At 35.0% G+C, this 15,788-nt stretch carries 12 protein-coding genes; 8 read left to right on the top strand and 4 right to left on the bottom strand.

The features are described 5' to 3' along the window. The first annotated feature begins 39 nt into the window (after window positions 1–39). Window positions 40–1,032, top strand: a complete 993-nt coding sequence (gene hemB, locus HM983_RS07170) for a porphobilinogen synthase (RefSeq protein WP_179344700.1) — start codon at window positions 40–42, stop codon at window positions 1,030–1,032. Window positions 1,033–1,039: 7 nt separating this feature from the next. Here hemB and HM983_RS07165 read toward each other — a convergent pair whose 3' ends face one another. Next, window positions 1,040–1,852: a CPBP family intramembrane glutamic endopeptidase gene (locus tag HM983_RS07165; protein ID WP_179344699.1), complete on the bottom strand. Its 813-nt coding sequence runs from the start codon at window positions 1,850–1,852 to the stop codon at window positions 1,040–1,042. 206 nt (window positions 1,853–2,058) lie between these two features. Between HM983_RS07165 and HM983_RS07160 the strand changes: the two genes are divergently transcribed. The 6 genes from HM983_RS07160 to HM983_RS07135 all read left to right on the top strand — a co-directional run bounded on the left by HM983_RS07160 (window position 2,059) and on the right by HM983_RS07135 (window position 7,356). Continuing rightward, window positions 2,059–2,937: a hypothetical protein gene (locus HM983_RS07160; RefSeq protein ID WP_179344698.1), complete on the top strand. Its 879-nt coding sequence runs from the start codon at window positions 2,059–2,061 to the stop codon at window positions 2,935–2,937. A 193-nt stretch (window positions 2,938–3,130) separates the two neighbouring features. Further along, window positions 3,131–4,261, top strand: coding sequence for a CNNM domain-containing protein (locus tag HM983_RS07155; protein WP_179344697.1), 1,131 nt, complete (start codon window positions 3,131–3,133; stop codon window positions 4,259–4,261). Further along, window positions 4,261–4,734 carry a methylated-DNA--[protein]-cysteine S-methyltransferase gene (locus tag HM983_RS07150; protein WP_179344696.1) on the top strand — a complete coding sequence of 158 codons (474 nt, stop codon included), beginning with the start codon at window positions 4,261–4,263 and terminating at the stop codon, window positions 4,732–4,734. The genes HM983_RS07155 and HM983_RS07150 overlap by 1 nt, the downstream gene beginning before the upstream one ends. A 13-nt stretch (window positions 4,735–4,747) precedes the next feature. Next, window positions 4,748–5,392 carry a DUF6498-containing protein gene (locus HM983_RS07145; protein WP_179344695.1) on the top strand — a complete coding sequence of 215 codons (645 nt, stop codon included), beginning with the start codon at window positions 4,748–4,750 and terminating at the stop codon, window positions 5,390–5,392. Window positions 5,393–5,437: 45 nt separating this feature from the next. After that, window positions 5,438–6,592, top strand: coding sequence for a serine hydrolase domain-containing protein (locus tag HM983_RS07140; protein WP_179344694.1), 1,155 nt, complete (start codon window positions 5,438–5,440; stop codon window positions 6,590–6,592). 50 nt (window positions 6,593–6,642) lie between these two features. Beyond that, a complete protein-coding gene (locus tag HM983_RS07135; RefSeq protein ID WP_179344693.1) occupies window positions 6,643–7,356 on the top strand; it encodes a 3'-5' exonuclease in 714 nt (237 codons plus the stop codon). A gap of 57 nt (window positions 7,357–7,413) precedes the next feature. Here the strand turns inward: HM983_RS07135 and HM983_RS07130 are convergent, their stop codons facing one another. Then, window positions 7,414–12,120 carry an immunoglobulin-like domain-containing protein gene (locus HM983_RS07130; RefSeq protein WP_179344692.1) on the bottom strand — a complete coding sequence of 1,569 codons (4,707 nt, stop codon included), beginning with the start codon at window positions 12,118–12,120 and terminating at the stop codon, window positions 7,414–7,416. A gap of 253 nt (window positions 12,121–12,373) precedes the next feature. Here HM983_RS07130 and HM983_RS07125 point away from each other — a divergent pair, with 253 nt between their 5' ends. Continuing rightward, the gene (locus tag HM983_RS07125; RefSeq protein WP_179344691.1) at window positions 12,374–14,068 is read left to right on the top strand and encodes an ABC transporter ATP-binding protein; all 1,695 of its coding nucleotides are present in this window, start codon (window positions 12,374–12,376) and stop codon (window positions 14,066–14,068) included. Between the two features lie 350 nt (window positions 14,069–14,418). Here HM983_RS07125 and HM983_RS07120 read toward each other — a convergent pair whose 3' ends face one another. Together HM983_RS07120 and HM983_RS07115 are read right to left on the bottom strand one after the other, a co-directional pair. Beyond that, window positions 14,419–15,072 (bottom strand): 3-oxoacid CoA-transferase subunit B, encoded by a 654-nt coding sequence (locus tag HM983_RS07120; RefSeq protein ID WP_179344690.1) that lies wholly within the window; start codon window positions 15,070–15,072, stop codon window positions 14,419–14,421. Continuing rightward, a complete protein-coding gene (locus HM983_RS07115; RefSeq protein ID WP_179344689.1) occupies window positions 15,072–15,770 on the bottom strand; it encodes a CoA transferase subunit A in 699 nt (232 codons plus the stop codon). The genes HM983_RS07120 and HM983_RS07115 overlap by 1 nt, the downstream gene beginning before the upstream one ends. Between the last annotated feature and the right edge of the window lie 18 nt (window positions 15,771–15,788).

Here is a 15,788-nt window from a genome sequence, read left to right as displayed (position 1 = left end):
AACTTTTAACTTTGTACTTTTATCTTATAACTTTAAATTATGTTTCCAATTAGAAGAAATAGAAGACTAAGAACCAACGAAGCTATCCGAAGTCTCGTAAGAGAAACTTATATTTCTCCAAACGACTTTCTGGTTCCTCTTTTTATAGTTGAAGGCAAAGGCATAAAGGAAGAGATTGCATCGATGCCTAATTACTACCGATATAGCTTAGATTTACTAAAAGATGAAGTAAAAATCTTATGGAACCTAGGTTTAAAATCAGTTTTGCTATTTGTTAAAGTTGACGATAACTTAAAAGACAATAAAGGCACTGAAGCTTTAAACCAAAACGGATTGATGCAACTCGCCATAAAAACCGTAAAAGACGTTTGCCCTGATATGTTGGTAATGACAGATGTGGCTTTAGATCCTTTTTCGTCTTATGGACATGACGGCATTATAGAAAACGGAAAAGTAATTAACGATGCTACTGTTGAAGTCTTAGCCGAAATGAGTATTTCCCATGCTGAGGCTGGAGCTGATTTTGTAGCACCAAGCGACATGATGGATGGACGGATTTTAGGGATTCGTGAAGCATTAGACCAATCTAATCTTATCGATGTTGGCATTATGAGTTATTCTGCAAAATATGCTTCTGCATTTTACGGTCCTTTTAGAGATGCTTTGGATTCCGCACCTGTAGATATTGTAGATGTGCCAAAAGACAAAAAAACCTACCAAATGGACTTTGCCAATAGAGATGAAGCTATTAAGGAAACCGAAATGGACATCAACGAAGGAGCCGATATTGTTATGGTAAAACCCGGTTTGTGTTATTTGGATATTGTTCGCGATATTAAAAATACTTTTGATGTTCCATTAGCTGTTTATCAAGTGTCTGGTGAATACGCTATGTTAAAGGCAGCCGCAGAAAAAGGGTGGTTAGACCATGATGCTGTGATGATGGAGCAAGTCACTTCTATTAAGCGTGCTGGAGCGGATATAATTGCTTCTTACTTTGCTAAAGATGTCGTTAAATTTATTAATGGTTAATATTAATTTACTCACTTATTTTAGAAACAACTTGTTCAACCTTTACTTTTCTCAACAGAATTAATCCATAAATAAAACAAGGTAAAACGACTAAGGTAATTACGATGCTGTTAGTTAATTCAGCCTCTATTGTCAATTCTTCTGAGACTTCATTTGCCGTTTTAAAAATATCAAGATTGCCAAAAATATCAATTATAGCGTGTATTAAAATTAATGGCCAAAGTTTATTGGTGCGCAATAAAATAGCGCCAAACATTGTCCCAATAAAAGTTGCGAATAAAACTTGCGTTATTTCGCCATATAAACCTTTATCAAATTTTAATAGATGCAACAAACCAAAAATCAGTGCAGCTCCAATAACAGAATAATATATGCCTTTTTTGCTGAATCCGTAATGTTTTAAGAACAAAGATTGTATAAAACCACGCAGCATAAACTCTTCTGAAAAACCAACGGACAAGGCCCAAAGAAAGAACAGAATATAATCTAAACCTGATATGGTATTATAAGGAATGTCTTCTAAGCTCGTATAATTTATCAGAGCAATATACAGTGGGAAAATGAGCAATAACCAATTTTTTAATTTAAAACGTTTACCCAATCCCGCCAAGTCAATCAGCTTATATTTTTTAATGAAATAGAAAGAAATTAACGTGTAAAACGTATTAAAAATAATGGTTACTAAATGTTTTCTTTTTGCAAATTCAAAGCCTTGATCTTTTAAATAATCAATTAGCTCTGGTTTAAAATAATTGAAGCCAAAAAGGCCGAGTAAAAAAATAATGGTTATAACAATTGGGTTGGTAAGCTTGTTTTTCATGTTTAGTAATAGTTAAGCAGTAAATGCTTTAATGAATAGTTGGTTTTTATAACGACGTTTCACTTTTGCCTTTGTAACATTTTAAGAACAAAAGAATTTAGCCATACAATTATAATAGACATTCATTTTTATTAAAAGGTTGCCTGTGGACAATTTTCTCTTTATTAAAGCTTAACATTACAATAAGAATTTCCTTAAATTTATAAATGAGCCAAAATTCTGAAAAATACTATTTCATTTTCGAAGAGTGGAGCATGGATCCAAATCAATGGTCTATACTCATTGACAGTATTGCTGTGCTTTTGGCAGTTTTTGGCGTCTTAATAGGTTTCTATCTATATAGAAAACAGCGCAATGATAATGCAAAAGATGCGTTTGGTTTTTTTCAAGCCTCATTGCCCGAACTCATTGAGTCTTTGGAAGAGGCCATTACTGACCTAAAGGAATTTAAATATTCTCTCAACTTGGATAACTTTGTTAATCCCGTTCTCTCTGCGTCACTTAACGATAAATTTCTTAAAAAAATAAATTTAGTGCATCTAAATAGGTTCTATGTGGACTCAAAAGAAGATAAGCTTTCAAGCTTTAAGCAACTACTCATAGACTCTAACTTCTTTGGAGATTATCATTCGTATATCTCAAAGGAAATCAATTATTTTAGAACAAATTATCATCAACTAAATAGCACTTTTTCAAAATGGCGTCTCCTTCGATCCAACACATGTTTTTCAACAAACAAAGCAGAGAATGAAAATGATGCGTACAAAAAATTTTACTCAAATTGGTTAGATAGCTTAAATAAAGAGCTGTCTGAATATAAATCCACTATTCAAGACAAGCCACAAAATATCAATCAAAGAAATGATTTGATCGTAAATAAAATCCAAAATTTGTCTAAAGAAATAGTGCCTTTTGTAACCGAAAATCAAAGTGCCAATAATGTGAGTTTACTTGCACATAATGTGATTTCTGCCTATAAAGAAATGGTTGTGATGAAAGCTGAAATCAGGGAGGTATTAGAGAAAGATATAACGCGATTTGAAAAAGTGGTTTCAAATATGAAAAAGTTGTTAGAAACAAAATGAAAAAGCAAGAACTAATTTTTTAAAAAACTTTAAGAACCTGAAAAAATTCATTTTTGGCAAAAGTTTAAGAAAAACCCTAATTGTCGTATTTAATTTTTCAATTATTATACAAATTGGCAATTCAGTTTCAATTTGCTTGTTTTAAATCATTATTCATTTCGTAACTTCGTAACACTAAAACCAAACACATTTAATGGGCTTACTCATATTCTACGCAGTCATTTCTATTTTCTTTTCGTTTTTATGTTCCATATTAGAAGCTGTGCTGCTTAGCATAACTCCGACGTTTATTAATCTTAAAAAGAAAGAAGGCAAATCTTACGCCAAAAATTTAGAGGCTTTAAAAAAGGACGTCGATAGACCATTAATCGCGATATTAACACTTAACACCGTTGCTCATACAGTCGGTGCAATTTTAGTAGGTGTTCAGGCAAAAGTAGCTTATGCGGAACTTTATGGAAGTGAGCAAAGTACTTTTCTTGGTATTGATTTTACTGTAGATGTTATGGTGGGATTGGTGTCAACTGTAATGACTATTCTAATTCTTGTTGCTTCGGAAATCATCCCAAAAACAATTGGCGCTACTTATTGGAAAAGCTTAGCGAATTTTACATCTAAGGCCTTAAATATTTTAATTTTTCCTTTGAAATATACAGGTATTCTTTGGTTGCTTCAGCTCACTACCAAACTTATTGGTGGCAAGGGCCATGGCAGTATTTTAACACGCGAAAGTTTTTCAGCTATGGCAGAAATTGCTCATGAAGAAGGTGTTTTTGAAGAAAGCGAAAGCAAAGTCATAAAGAACCTTTTAAATTTCAAGGAGGTCCTCGCAAAAGATATCATGACTCCAAGAACGGTGATGAAAGCCGAAGACGAAAACATGTCGGTTCGTGATTTTTTTGAAGTAAATTCAAATATCCGTTTTTCACGAATTCCTGTTTACACAACAAATGCAGACAATATTACTGGCTTAGTTTTAAAGGACGAGGTGTTTAAGGAAATGGGACTTGGCAATGGAGACAAATTATTGTCAGACATTAAACGAAGCATCATCATAGTTAACCGAACGATTCCAATCCCAAAATTATTTGAACAACTGGTAGAAAGTCGAAATCACATGGCTTTGGTTGTGGATGAATATGGTTCTGTAAGCGGATTGGTAACTATGGAAGATGTAATTGAAACTTTGCTCGGAATGGAAATTATGGATGAAAGCGATAATGTCTCTGACCTTCAACTGTTGGCAAGACGCAGTTGGGAGTTGCGCGCAAAGCGTCTGGGCTTGATTGATGACGGAGATGAAGAAGATAGCCCTGTAGAATAATGCCAATCTGTACTATCGATACTCCGCTTGGTAACGCTCAAATTATTGGGGACGAAAATGGCATTTCGTCGGTTTCTATATTAAATACAAAACAACAACTATCTGAATCAATTCCGAAATCGCTTCAAAATTGTGTTTTTCAACTCAATGCATATTTTCAGAATGAGTTAAAATCTTTCGACTTAAAATTAAATCCTAAAGGCACTGATTTTCAAAATAAAGTTTGGAAACAATTAAAAACGATTCCTTTTGGGAAAACTGTTTCATATTTAGAGTTATCCCAACAGCTTGGAGATGTTAAGGCAATTAGAGCAGTGGCGAGTGCAAATGGTAAAAATCCTCTTTGGATTATAGTACCTTGCCATAGAGTTATTGGCAGTGATGGAAGCTTAACTGGATACGCTGGCGGACTGCACAGAAAACAGTGGTTGATCAATCACGAAAGTGGCTCCAAACAACAAATACTTTTTTAATTTAAATTTGATTATGAAAGTTAAGAGATATATTCTCGCTGAAACCATGTCTCTGATTGCATTGAGTATCCTTACCCTGGTTGCAATAAACTCTAAACAGATTACTATATTTTATGTGTTATATCTATTTTGGATGGATGAAATGTTTAAAACCATTTTTGATTTTATAAAATTTCTTTACAAACGAAAACGTATTGCCTATCCTTCACTTTACAATCGACTAATCAGAAGTCGATTCTTTATGCTTTGTGTTTATTTAGTCTTTATCGTTGTTTTCTTTGGTTTTATTTTAGATTGGAAAACCGAAGACGCCATACTTAGTGATTTTGAGATTCTTATGTTTCAGAATCCTATTTTTAACCTTACTGTGCTATCTTTTTTAATCCGTGAAATTTATCTGTTTTATTCTGATGACATTACAATACAATTACCTCCTCACCATATACTTTCTAAAGGAATAATAACCTTGCACCTCTCTATTGTTTTAGGCGTTTTTATCTGGGCTCTATTTAACGGAAAGCTGGGAAGTTTCCGTTTGGATCTGGGTATTTATAGTACCTTAATTGCAGTTATTCCTTTTTTAATAATCAAATTAATTTTTGAAGTTATGGAGATGAGACTGAGACTAAACCAATCTAAAGCTCTAAAGGCGTATTAGACAAGCGCTAAAATTTATCTATATTTAATTCAACAAAAACACTAAATGAAATTTTTAAAAAAACTACTCACGTTCTTGGTAATTTTCTTCGCTTTGGTAATAGCTGTACTGTATATCACAGATACTGATTACCTACTGAAAGCCGTACGCACCATTTATCTAAAAGGACATTCTACTGCTTATTTGGAAGATTACAAACAATTTGATAATCGGGTGATTGAGGCTAGTAACAACCCACAGCCTTGGCCAAACCATGCCGAATATAATTCAGCTGAAGAAACCCAAACATTAAAAGAACTAAATAATGCTTCTGGCACAATAGCCTACGTCATCATTAAAAACGATAGTATTTGGTTCGAAAATTATTACAATGGGTTTGATGAAGATTCTAAATCCAACAGTTTTTCAATGGCCAAAAGTTATGTGTCTGGATTGATGCAGATGGCGATTCAACAAGGTTATATTAAAAGTTTAGATCAACCAGTTTGTGATTTTCTACCAGCATTTTGTGAAGGTAAAGCCTCAAAAATGACTGTTGGTGATTTATCTAGTATGAGTTCTGGCACCAATTGGGACGAAGCCTACTACTCACCTTTATCAATTACTACAAGAGCTTATTTTGATGACGATTTATCTAAAGTAATAAATGGGCTAAAAATGGCAACAGAACCTGGTCAAAGCTTTAAATATGCTAGTGGAGATACACAAATGTTGGCAATGGTGATTGAAAAAGCAACAGGAAAAAAAATGTATGATTATTTAGAGGAAAGTTTTTGGAAACCATTGGGAGCAGAAAATGAAGCCTTTTGGCAAGTAGATAGCGAAGATCATGATTTAGTAAAAGCTTATTGTTGTATAGCAAGTAACGCCAAGGATTTTGCACGTTACGGTAAGCTATTTAAAGACCACGGCAAGTGGAACGGCAAGCAAGTTTTAGATTCTTCTTTTGTAGCTAAATCTGTAAAACCTCGTTTTAGCTCCACAGATCTTTATGGCTATGGCTGGTGGTTAGCTAATCACAGAAATAAAGACATTTTTTATATGCGAGGACATTTAGGACAATTGGTGATTGTGATTCCTGATGACGACTTAATTGTGGTTAGACTTGGGCACACTATTACAAAAACCGAAGGAGATGGACATTCGCCAGATTTTTATACTTTTATTGATGAGGCTTATGAGATGATGGGTAAAAAGTAAACGATTAGAAGGATTTTTAAAAGCATTTAATTGTATAAGAACTGTAAAGCATGATTAACAAAATCAACCTCGAAAACATCCTATTTCTTGATATTGAAACAGTACCAGAAACGGAAAAGTTTTCAGATTTAGATAAAACCAAACAAGACCTTTGGGATGCAAAATCCAAATACCAACGAAAAGAAGACTTCAACGCTAAAGAGTTTTATGACAGAGCTGGTATCTGGGCCGAGTTTGGGAAAATTATTTGTATTTCAGTTGGGTATTTTAAGATGGAGGGCGATATAAGAACATTAAGAGTGACTTCTTTTCATGGAGATGAAATCAAGATTTTAAAGGATTTTAAAAACCTCATAATATCGCATTTTAGTCAAAATAAGCATCTGCTTTGTGCGCATAATGGTAAAGAATTTGATTTTCCTTATATAGCTAGGCGCATGATTATTCATAATATAGAATTGCCATATAAATTAAATCTTTTCGGTAAAAAGCCATGGGAAGTCCCACATCTTGATACTTTGGAACTGTGGAAATTTGGTGATTATAAAACCTATACCTCTCTAAAATTATTAACCAACGTTCTCGGCATTCCTTCCCCAAAAGATGATATTGATGGTAGCGAAGTGTATCGGGTGTTTTATGAAGATAATGATATTGATCGCATTATTACTTATTGCGAAAAGGATACTATTGCCGTGGCGCAGATTTTTCTAAGATTGCGTGGTGATGAGTTGCTTCATGAAAACGAAATCAAACATATTTAAAAAAAAAGAAGCTCGAATAATCGAACTTCTTTTCATTTTGGTTGGTTAAGTTTACTATTACTTATCTTTAATAAAACGCTTTACAATAGATTGATTCTCTGATGTGAACCTTATCTGGTAAACGCCAACTTCAAGATTGCTCACCTCGATTGTGTTGTTTTCCAGTCTTCCTTTTGAAACTATTTGACCTATGGTATTGTAGACTTCATAATTTAAATCCGTCATTTGGGTTTTTACATTGAGTAAAGCACCTTTAACAGGATTTGGATACAATCTGATATCTTGGATATCTACACTTACAATTGGATTTTCATCTATAGAAGCTTCTTTAGACGCGCTTCCTGTGGTAAGATTAATATTGTCTATTGCTATATCTGCTTGCCAAGTACCCCCTGTTAATCTATTGAATCTCAACTGAACGCCACCACCAATATACGAGGCTAAACTCACAGTTTGCGATTGCCAAGAGTTACCAAGATTGCCAGAGCTATTCCAAATGCTTGTCCACGTAGCACCATTATCGTTACTTGCTTCCAAATTTAAAGTTCCCATATTACTAGAACCGTATTGATGATAATTGAAGCTGAAATTTGCCGTTGAAACACTACTCAAATCAAAGCAAGGCGAATTGATGATCGCTCTCTTATTTGGATAACCCGTATTATTGCCAGATGCTTCAACATAAATATAGAAGCTGCCCTGAATAGCACTTGATGGTCCTGTTCCATTTGATGGTGTTCCATTAGCATCAACTGTCCAGTTTAAATCATCGGCATTGGATTGTGTCCAATCTCCCAATGTATTTTCAAAACCCTGAGCATATGGGAAAGATGAAATTCCGCCAGAACATCCTGTTACTTGTGGCTCTCCTTCCGTTAAGCTTAAATCGTCAATAGCAATATCTGCTTGCCAAGTGTTACCTGTAAGTCTATTGAAACGTAATTGAATACTTCCTCCAACATAAGCATCCAAACTCACATTTGCCGTTAGCCACGAGTTACCTTTATTTCCTGTACTATTCCAAATAGAAGACCACGACGCACCATTATCTTCACTAACTTCTAAGTCAATACTACCCATATTGGTAGCACCGAATTGGTGGTATTTAAAACTAAACGTGGCTTCACTCAATCCAGATAAATTAAAACATGGCGAGTTTAAAATTGCTCTTTTGTTCGGATATCCAACATTATTTCCTGAGGCTTCAACATAAACATAAAAGGACCCTTGCGATGCCGTTGAAGGACCTGTACCACTGGAAGGTGTACCATTAGCATCAACCGTCCAATTGATATCATCCGAGTTGGATTGTGTCCAAGCACCTAAAGTGTTTTCAAAACCTTCAGCATATGGAAATGTTGAAATTCCACCAGAACATCCTGAAGAAGGATCTGTTACATTTATTGTTCTCACCACTTGACTCGCTGAATTTCCAGCTGAATCACTTACATTATAATTTCTAAAATACGTACCAGCTACTGAGGTGTTTACATTTCCAGTAATTACAATACTTGCAGAAATATTGCCATCATTATTATCTGTAGCTGTAGCGCCTTGTTCGCTATACGTATCGCCCGTATTCAAATTAATAGTAGAACTTCCTATCAATGTAATTACTGGTGGTGTTGTATCTGCCACTACATTAACTGTTCTTATCACTTCATTAGCAGCGTTTCCTGCAGCGTCGCTAACATTATAGGTTACAATATAAGTTCCTGCGTTCGATGTATTAACTGAATCACCTCCTATAACAATGCTCGATGATATATTACCGTCATAATTATCGTTTGCAGTAGCTCCTTGTTCGTTATAACTGTCACCAACATTTAAATTTATGGTTGAAGCCCCAATTAAAGTTATAATCGGTATTGTAGAATCTGGATTCACAGTAACCGTTCTCACTACTTCTGTTGCTGCATTTCCGGCAGCATCACTTACATTATAAGTCACGACATAGGTGTTAGCGGTATTCGTGTCTACCGTGTCACCACCTACTACGATACTCGCCGTTAAATTTCCATCGATATTATCTGTTGCGGTTGCACCTAATTCTGTATAAGTTTCACCTAATTCTAAATCAATATTTGAAGAACCATTCAGTGTTATTACTGGTACTTCGGTATCAGGACCACTACCTTCAATGATTACGGTGTAATCTTCAACTTCACCATACTGAAAAGTCTCACATGGTGTTGGTGCTGCATTATATTTCATCGCAACACGCATTCTGGTTGAATTCTCTACTGCTCCGGATGGTATGGTAAAACTTCCACTTACTGAAGTAGCTTGGGTGTTTCCTTGTGTAAACACTTGTTCACCTGCATCAGTAAAATCACCGTCTCTATTATAGTCAATCCATACAGCGTAAGATTCGTTGTAGACGGTACCATTCCATGTTGGTGTCACTGTTATAGTGTATTGTGACTCTTTGGTCAACGTGGTTGAAATTGATGTAAAATCTGAATAAAATTGGGCTCCAGAACTATTATCAATAGTATTTAATTGAACTCTGCTAATAAATTCATCATTTACATTTGTACTCGCAGAATCACAGTAATTTAACTGCACATCTGTCGTTGTAAAATTTACGGAATTACTATAATTTGAATTAGCACCTCCTGAGCATTTGCTGCGTACTTGTGCTTCGTATTGAGTTAGGGAAGATAATCCTGAAATGTTTGTAGAAATTCCTGTAACTCCAGTTGTTGTCCAAGTTGAAGTACCTACTTCTCTATACCTTAAATCGTAAGTTGCACCTGCGACAGCATCCCAACTTAAGGTTGCTGAATTTGTGGCTACATTAGAAGCTGATAAACCTGCAGGTACATTTGCATTACAAACAACTTGACCTCCGATAGTAAAGTTGGTATTAGAAATATCAAAGAAAATATTATTTGATCCTCTTACCATTATTCTATTTTGATTGCCTTGATTGTTTGGCACAACAATATCGTGCGCGCCATCGTTAGGAACTCCTGATGCTAACGAAATAGGATAGGTATTTCCACCATCTGTTGATAAGAAAATATCAACGTTAGATGCGTTGATTCCGTTGCCAGTAGTACCAGCAACATTCCATGTTACAGTTTGAGTTGAACCTGCATTCCAGGACACATTGGTATTAGGTGAATTAAGAACAAAAGGACCAGCTGAAGCAGTAACAGCCACTATCATATCATCACTATTATTTGTGCCACCACCAGCTTGATTATCTCTAACCGTTAATCTGAAATTCAAATTTCTTGAAACGTTGGGTACAGCTTCCCACTGCCAAGAAGTTGCGCCTGACTTAATCGTTTGTAATCTTGGGAAATAACGCTTTGTATCTGATGTTGGGTTATATGATCTAAACGCAACTCCAGAGGTAGCATTAACACTTGGATTAGTTGTTGAAGCATTATTTTCATCATACTGCTCCCAGCAATAGGTTAAAGCATCACCAGTATCAGCATCCGTTGCTGACCCGTCTAAAACAAAAGCAGTTCCTCGTGGAATTGTATAATTGGATCCTGCATTAACCGTAGGAACATTATTACCAGTATTGGTATTAGTCTGGCATGATCTAGATTTTATATAATTGGTAATTTGTTCAATTGAAACTGCATGAAAATAAGGGTCACTGTTTGGCTGGACATCCGTAGCGCCTGTAATACCAGCATAACCCATAATTGTAGAACCACTACCAGGTTCCATCTGTGCATTAGAGCCTTCATTGCCTCCAAAAGTCCAGGTATGATTTCCACCAAACTGGTGACCTAATTCATGTGCTACGTAATCAACGTCAAACGGATCTCCTTCTGGTGTAGTACGTGAAGTAAAGGCACTTCCTTTTTGTCCGTTAACACAAATACAACCTATACATCCAGCATTTCCATTATTAGAAGCTCTTGCGAATAAGTGACCAACATCGTAGTTGGATTCTCCAATAACGCTTGTTAGTGTAGATTGTACTTGGCTGTTAAATCCTCCATTACTGTAAGGATCGCTGTTAGCGTTTGTATAAATAACATCATCATTATTTGCAATAAGCACCATGGTAACATTAAAGTCACTCTCATAAATTCCATTGACACGCGTCATTGTAGTATTAATTGCAGATAAAGCTTGTGCCTTAGTTCCTCCGTGATATTGAGTATATTCTCCCGTAGTTGAAACTGCCAATCTATACGTTCTTAAAATACCATCATCAGCATTTCTTAAAGTTGAGCTATTATCGAGCGAATTGTTAATTTGTTCTGTTACTTGACATTCAAAATCATCGTTGTAATTAATTCTGTTCTTTCTATTAAATACAATATGTGAAACAGCGCCTTTGCTTGAAGGCTCTATAAAAGTACTTCCACCATCGTGGGCGAGTATCATCGCACTAAAACCATCTGGAGATAAACTAAATCTTAAAACAGATGAAGGATTGTCGATACCTTGACCAGCATAAGAACGAATATCTGGATATCTTGATTGTAGATCTGGGTGCATTGTTGAAGCCTCTTTAATTGAGAAGCGCTCTAATTTTCCTTCAAAATTTGGAACAGTAATTACAACAATAGATCGTCCACCAAAATTATTTCTCTGTGGAGCATTTTGAAGTTGCTGCTTTAGACTAGATGTATTTAAGTTAAATACATGAAAATCTGTAAGGTTCTTGTGACTGGCCTTAGAGGCAAAAGAGCTGTTAGTTATTTCTTTATCCCAATAACGGTCGGATTGTGACCATACAGTACTAGTAACCGTAAAAGCAATAAGCAAGAGTAGTTTAATTTTCATATAAGCTATGGTTTTGAATTAAAATGTCTCTGAAATTAGATTAATTTTTACTGTATTCGGCACTAAAATTTAAGTTTATCTTAACAATTTAACAAAATTGCGTAAAAACCGTAATCTCATGTAAGTATTTTCTTGCTATTGTTGGCTATTTGATAATATATTATCCTAAATTTTTTTTGGTCTTTAAGTTGCTGTATTTTTAGTCAGATCTTATTTAGGTTAATCATTTAAAATAAAATAACGACATTTAATTATGCATAATGCACGCCTGATAGAAGTTAATGACTTAAGTATCTCTTTTTTTAAGGATAATAAGTCTGAAACGGAAATCATCAAGAAAATTAAATTCAATATTAATTCTAATGAGATAGTCGCCATGGTGGGAGAGTCCGGTTCCGGAAAATCCATATCTTCATTGGCTATAATGGGACTTTTGCCTCAAAATATTTCTAAAATTACATCGGGTTCAATAGAATTTAATGGTTTAAACCTTGTTGAAGTCAATTCCAAGAGATATAAAAAATTAAGAGGTTCAGAAATTGCAATGATTTTTCAGGAGCCTATGAGCTCGTTAAATCCATCGATGCAGTGTGGTAAGCAAGTAGAAGAAATCTTAAAGGCACACCTTAACTTATCAAAATCTAAATTAAAGTCTGAAATTTTACAATTATTTGAAAAAGTAAAACTCCCAAACCCACAACGCATCTATAAGTCTTATCCACATGAAATATCTGGTGGCCAAAAACAAAGGGTGATGATCGCCATGGCTATTGCATGCAAACCTAAATTACTAATTGCAGATGAACCTACAACTGCACTTGATGTTACAGTACAAAAGGAAATATTAGAATTACTAAAGGAATTACAACGGGAAACAAAAATGAGTATACTTTTTATTTCCCATGATTTATCGCTGGTGTCGGAAATTGCAGATCGTGTTTTGGTTATGTATAAAGGTGAGATTGTAGAACAAGGTTCAACAATTGAGATTTTCAATACTCCTAAGCACAATTATACCAAAGCATTGATTGCGGCTCGACCATCTACAGATCAAAGATTGAAGCGACTGCCAACCATTTCGGATTTTTTAGCTGAAACGGTGAATAACTCATCAATATCTGATAAGGAACGAGTAAACAACCATAAAAAACTGTACAACCAAGAACCCCTTTTAGAACTTTTTAATGTTGAAAAAGAATTCTTTTCCAAAACTGGAATGTTTACAAAAGATCAATCTTTTAAAGCTGTTGATGGTGTAAGTTTTAAAATCTATCCTGGAGAAACGCTAGGTTTAGTTGGTGAGTCTGGGTGTGGCAAATCAACCTTAGGAAATGTGATTTTACAACTGGATCAGGCAACCAAGGGAAGTATTAAATATTTAGGAAAGGAAATCACCAATCTTACAAAAACAGAATTACGTCATTTACGAAAAGATATTCAAATCATTTTCCAAGACCCTTATGCTTCCTTAAACCCAAGATTAACGGTTGGTAATGCCATTATGGAGCCCATGAAAGTGCATCATATAAGCACATCTAGTACCGACAGAAAGAATAAGGTCATTTCTCTTTTACACAAAGTTGGATTGGACAAACAGGCATTTGACAAATACCCTCATGAATTTTCAGGTGGACAGCGACAACGCATTGGGATCGCAAGAACCATTGCTTTAGAACCTCAACTTATAATTTGTGATGAATCTGTATCCGCCTTGGATATTTCAGTTCAAGCTCAAGTTCTTAATCTTCTCAATTCACTTAAGGAAGAATTTTATTTTACCTATATATTTATTTCACACGATTTGGCTGTAGTAAAATATATGGCTGATCAATTGTTAGTAATGAATAAAGGAAAAATTGAGGAGATTGGTGAAGCAGATGCTATTTATACCTCTCCTGAAAAAGAATACACCAAAAAATTAATCCATGCTATACCCAAAGGATTATAGCATGAATATTTTTTTGGTCAACTTTAAAACACCTTTGACAACTCTAATTGTGTTTTTGAAATTTGAAAACATTACATTTTCATCTAAAGTAGGTTCTGGTAGATTTGGGTTTGAGTTCATAAGCGGTAGTTTACGATAGATTTGGGGTAAATCATAAAGTTAAGTTTATGGTAAATTTGGTTGTTTAGATTTGGGACTGCTAATATGTAATATATTTTTAAATATTCAGTTTAAATACATTATTAATCGATGTAATGCACTATTTTTTAACATTTAGCTTCAAAAATAACGATTTTACCTACAAAAAAAGCGACTATGCTTTTTAGTCGCTAGGTAATTTTTTTACAGAACTATAAATCCATTTCTGGAATTTCCCCTTCAACAATTAAAGTACCCTCTGTGGCCATTTTAATATCTTCGACCGATACGCCTGGTGCACGTTCTAAAAGTTTAAATCCTTTGTCTGTAATTTCGATAACAGCCATGTTGGTTACAATCTTTTTTACGCATTCCACACCTGTTAATGGCAATGAACAACGCTTTAAAAGTTTAGATTCTCCCGCTCTATTAGTATGCATCATAGCAACAATAATATTTTCAGCACTTGCCACTAAATCCATGGCTCCACCCATACCTTTTACCATTTTTCCAGGTATCTTCCAATTGGCAATGTCTCCGTTTTCTGCAACTTCCATTGCTCCAAGAATTGTTAAATCTACATGCTGACCTCTTATCATGGAAAAACTCGTTGCCGAATCAAAGAAACTAGCTCCAGGTAAGGTTGTAATAGTTTGTTTTCCTGCATTGATAATGTCTGCATCCTCTTCCCCTTCAAACGGAAATGGACCCATGCCCAATACACCATTTTCACTTTGGAATTCTACTTCGATATCGTCTCTTACAAAATTAGCGACCAAAGTAGGTATACCAATTCCTAAGTTAACATAGTAGCCGTTTTTTACTTCCTTTGCTATTCGCTTTGCTATTCCGTTTTTATCTAACATTATCTTTGTCTTACTGTTCGCTGTTCTATACGTTTCTCATAATTCTTTCCTTGAAAAATTCGTTGTACAAAAATGCCAGGAATATGAATTTGGTTTGGGTCCAGTTCTCCAACAGGCACTAATTCTTCTACCTCAGCAACCGTGATTTTTGCGGCACCGCACATATTGGGATTAAAATTTCTAGCTGTACCCTTAAAGATTAGGTTTCCGGCAGCATCTCCTTTCCAAGCTTTTACAAATGCATAATCCGCATCAAATGCCTTTTCCAAAACATACATTTTCCCGTCAAACTCACGGGTTTCTTTACCTTGCGCCACTTCAGTCCCATAGCCAGCTGGTGTATAAAATGCTGGAAAACCAGCTTGTGCAGCTCTGCAACGTTCTGCCAACGTACCTTGTGGAATCAATTCTACATCTAATTCTCCAGAAAGCATCTGGCGCTCAAATTCTCCATTCTCACCCACATAGGACGAAATCATCTTTTTGATTTGTTTTTTATGTAGCAATTGTCCCAATCCAAAATCATCTACACCTGCATTATTAGAAATACAGGTTAGTCCTTTTACGTTGAGCTTTACTAATTGTGCTATGGCATTTTCAGGAATTCCAGATAGTCCAAACCCACCTAACATCAAGGTCATTTGATCTGTTATACCTTTTAGTGCTTCGGAAACACTAGCTACTTTTTTATTAATCATAAAGAATATGCTTTAACT

Origin of the sequence: Winogradskyella ursingii, assembly GCF_013403975.1 — a bacterium.
In the GTDB taxonomy this organism is placed as follows: domain Bacteria; phylum Bacteroidota; class Bacteroidia; order Flavobacteriales; family Flavobacteriaceae; genus Winogradskyella; species Winogradskyella ursingii.
This window is presented reverse-complemented; position numbering and strand designations above follow the sequence as displayed.

Bases quoted from the DNA above. Each gene is read 5' to 3' on its own strand.
- HM983_RS07155 (WP_179344697.1), top strand. From the start codon at position 3,131: ATGGGCTTACTCATATTCTACGCAGTCATTTCTATTTTCTTTTCGTTT.
- HM983_RS07160 (WP_179344698.1), top strand. From the start codon at position 2,059: ATGAGCCAAAATTCTGAAAAATACTATTTCATTTTCGAAGAGTGGAGC.
- HM983_RS07115 (WP_179344689.1), bottom strand. From the start codon at position 15,770: ATGATTAATAAAAAAGTAGCTAGTGTTTCCGAAGCACTAAAAGGTATA.
- HM983_RS07145 (WP_179344695.1), top strand. From the start codon at position 4,748: ATGAAAGTTAAGAGATATATTCTCGCTGAAACCATGTCTCTGATTGCA.
- HM983_RS07165 (WP_179344699.1), bottom strand. From the start codon at position 1,852: ATGAAAAACAAGCTTACCAACCCAATTGTTATAACCATTATTTTTTTA.
- HM983_RS07150 (WP_179344696.1), top strand. From the start codon at position 4,261: ATGCCAATCTGTACTATCGATACTCCGCTTGGTAACGCTCAAATTATT.
- HM983_RS07120 (WP_179344690.1), bottom strand. From the start codon at position 15,072: ATGTTAGATAAAAACGGAATAGCAAAGCGAATAGCAAAGGAAGTAAAA.
- HM983_RS07140 (WP_179344694.1), top strand. From the start codon at position 5,438: ATGAAATTTTTAAAAAAACTACTCACGTTCTTGGTAATTTTCTTCGCT.
- HM983_RS07125 (WP_179344691.1), top strand. From the start codon at position 12,374: ATGCATAATGCACGCCTGATAGAAGTTAATGACTTAAGTATCTCTTTT.
- HM983_RS07130 (WP_179344692.1), bottom strand. From the start codon at position 12,120: ATGAAAATTAAACTACTCTTGCTTATTGCTTTTACGGTTACTAGTACT.
- hemB (WP_179344700.1), top strand. From the start codon at position 40: ATGTTTCCAATTAGAAGAAATAGAAGACTAAGAACCAACGAAGCTATC.
- HM983_RS07135 (WP_179344693.1), top strand. From the start codon at position 6,643: ATGATTAACAAAATCAACCTCGAAAACATCCTATTTCTTGATATTGAA.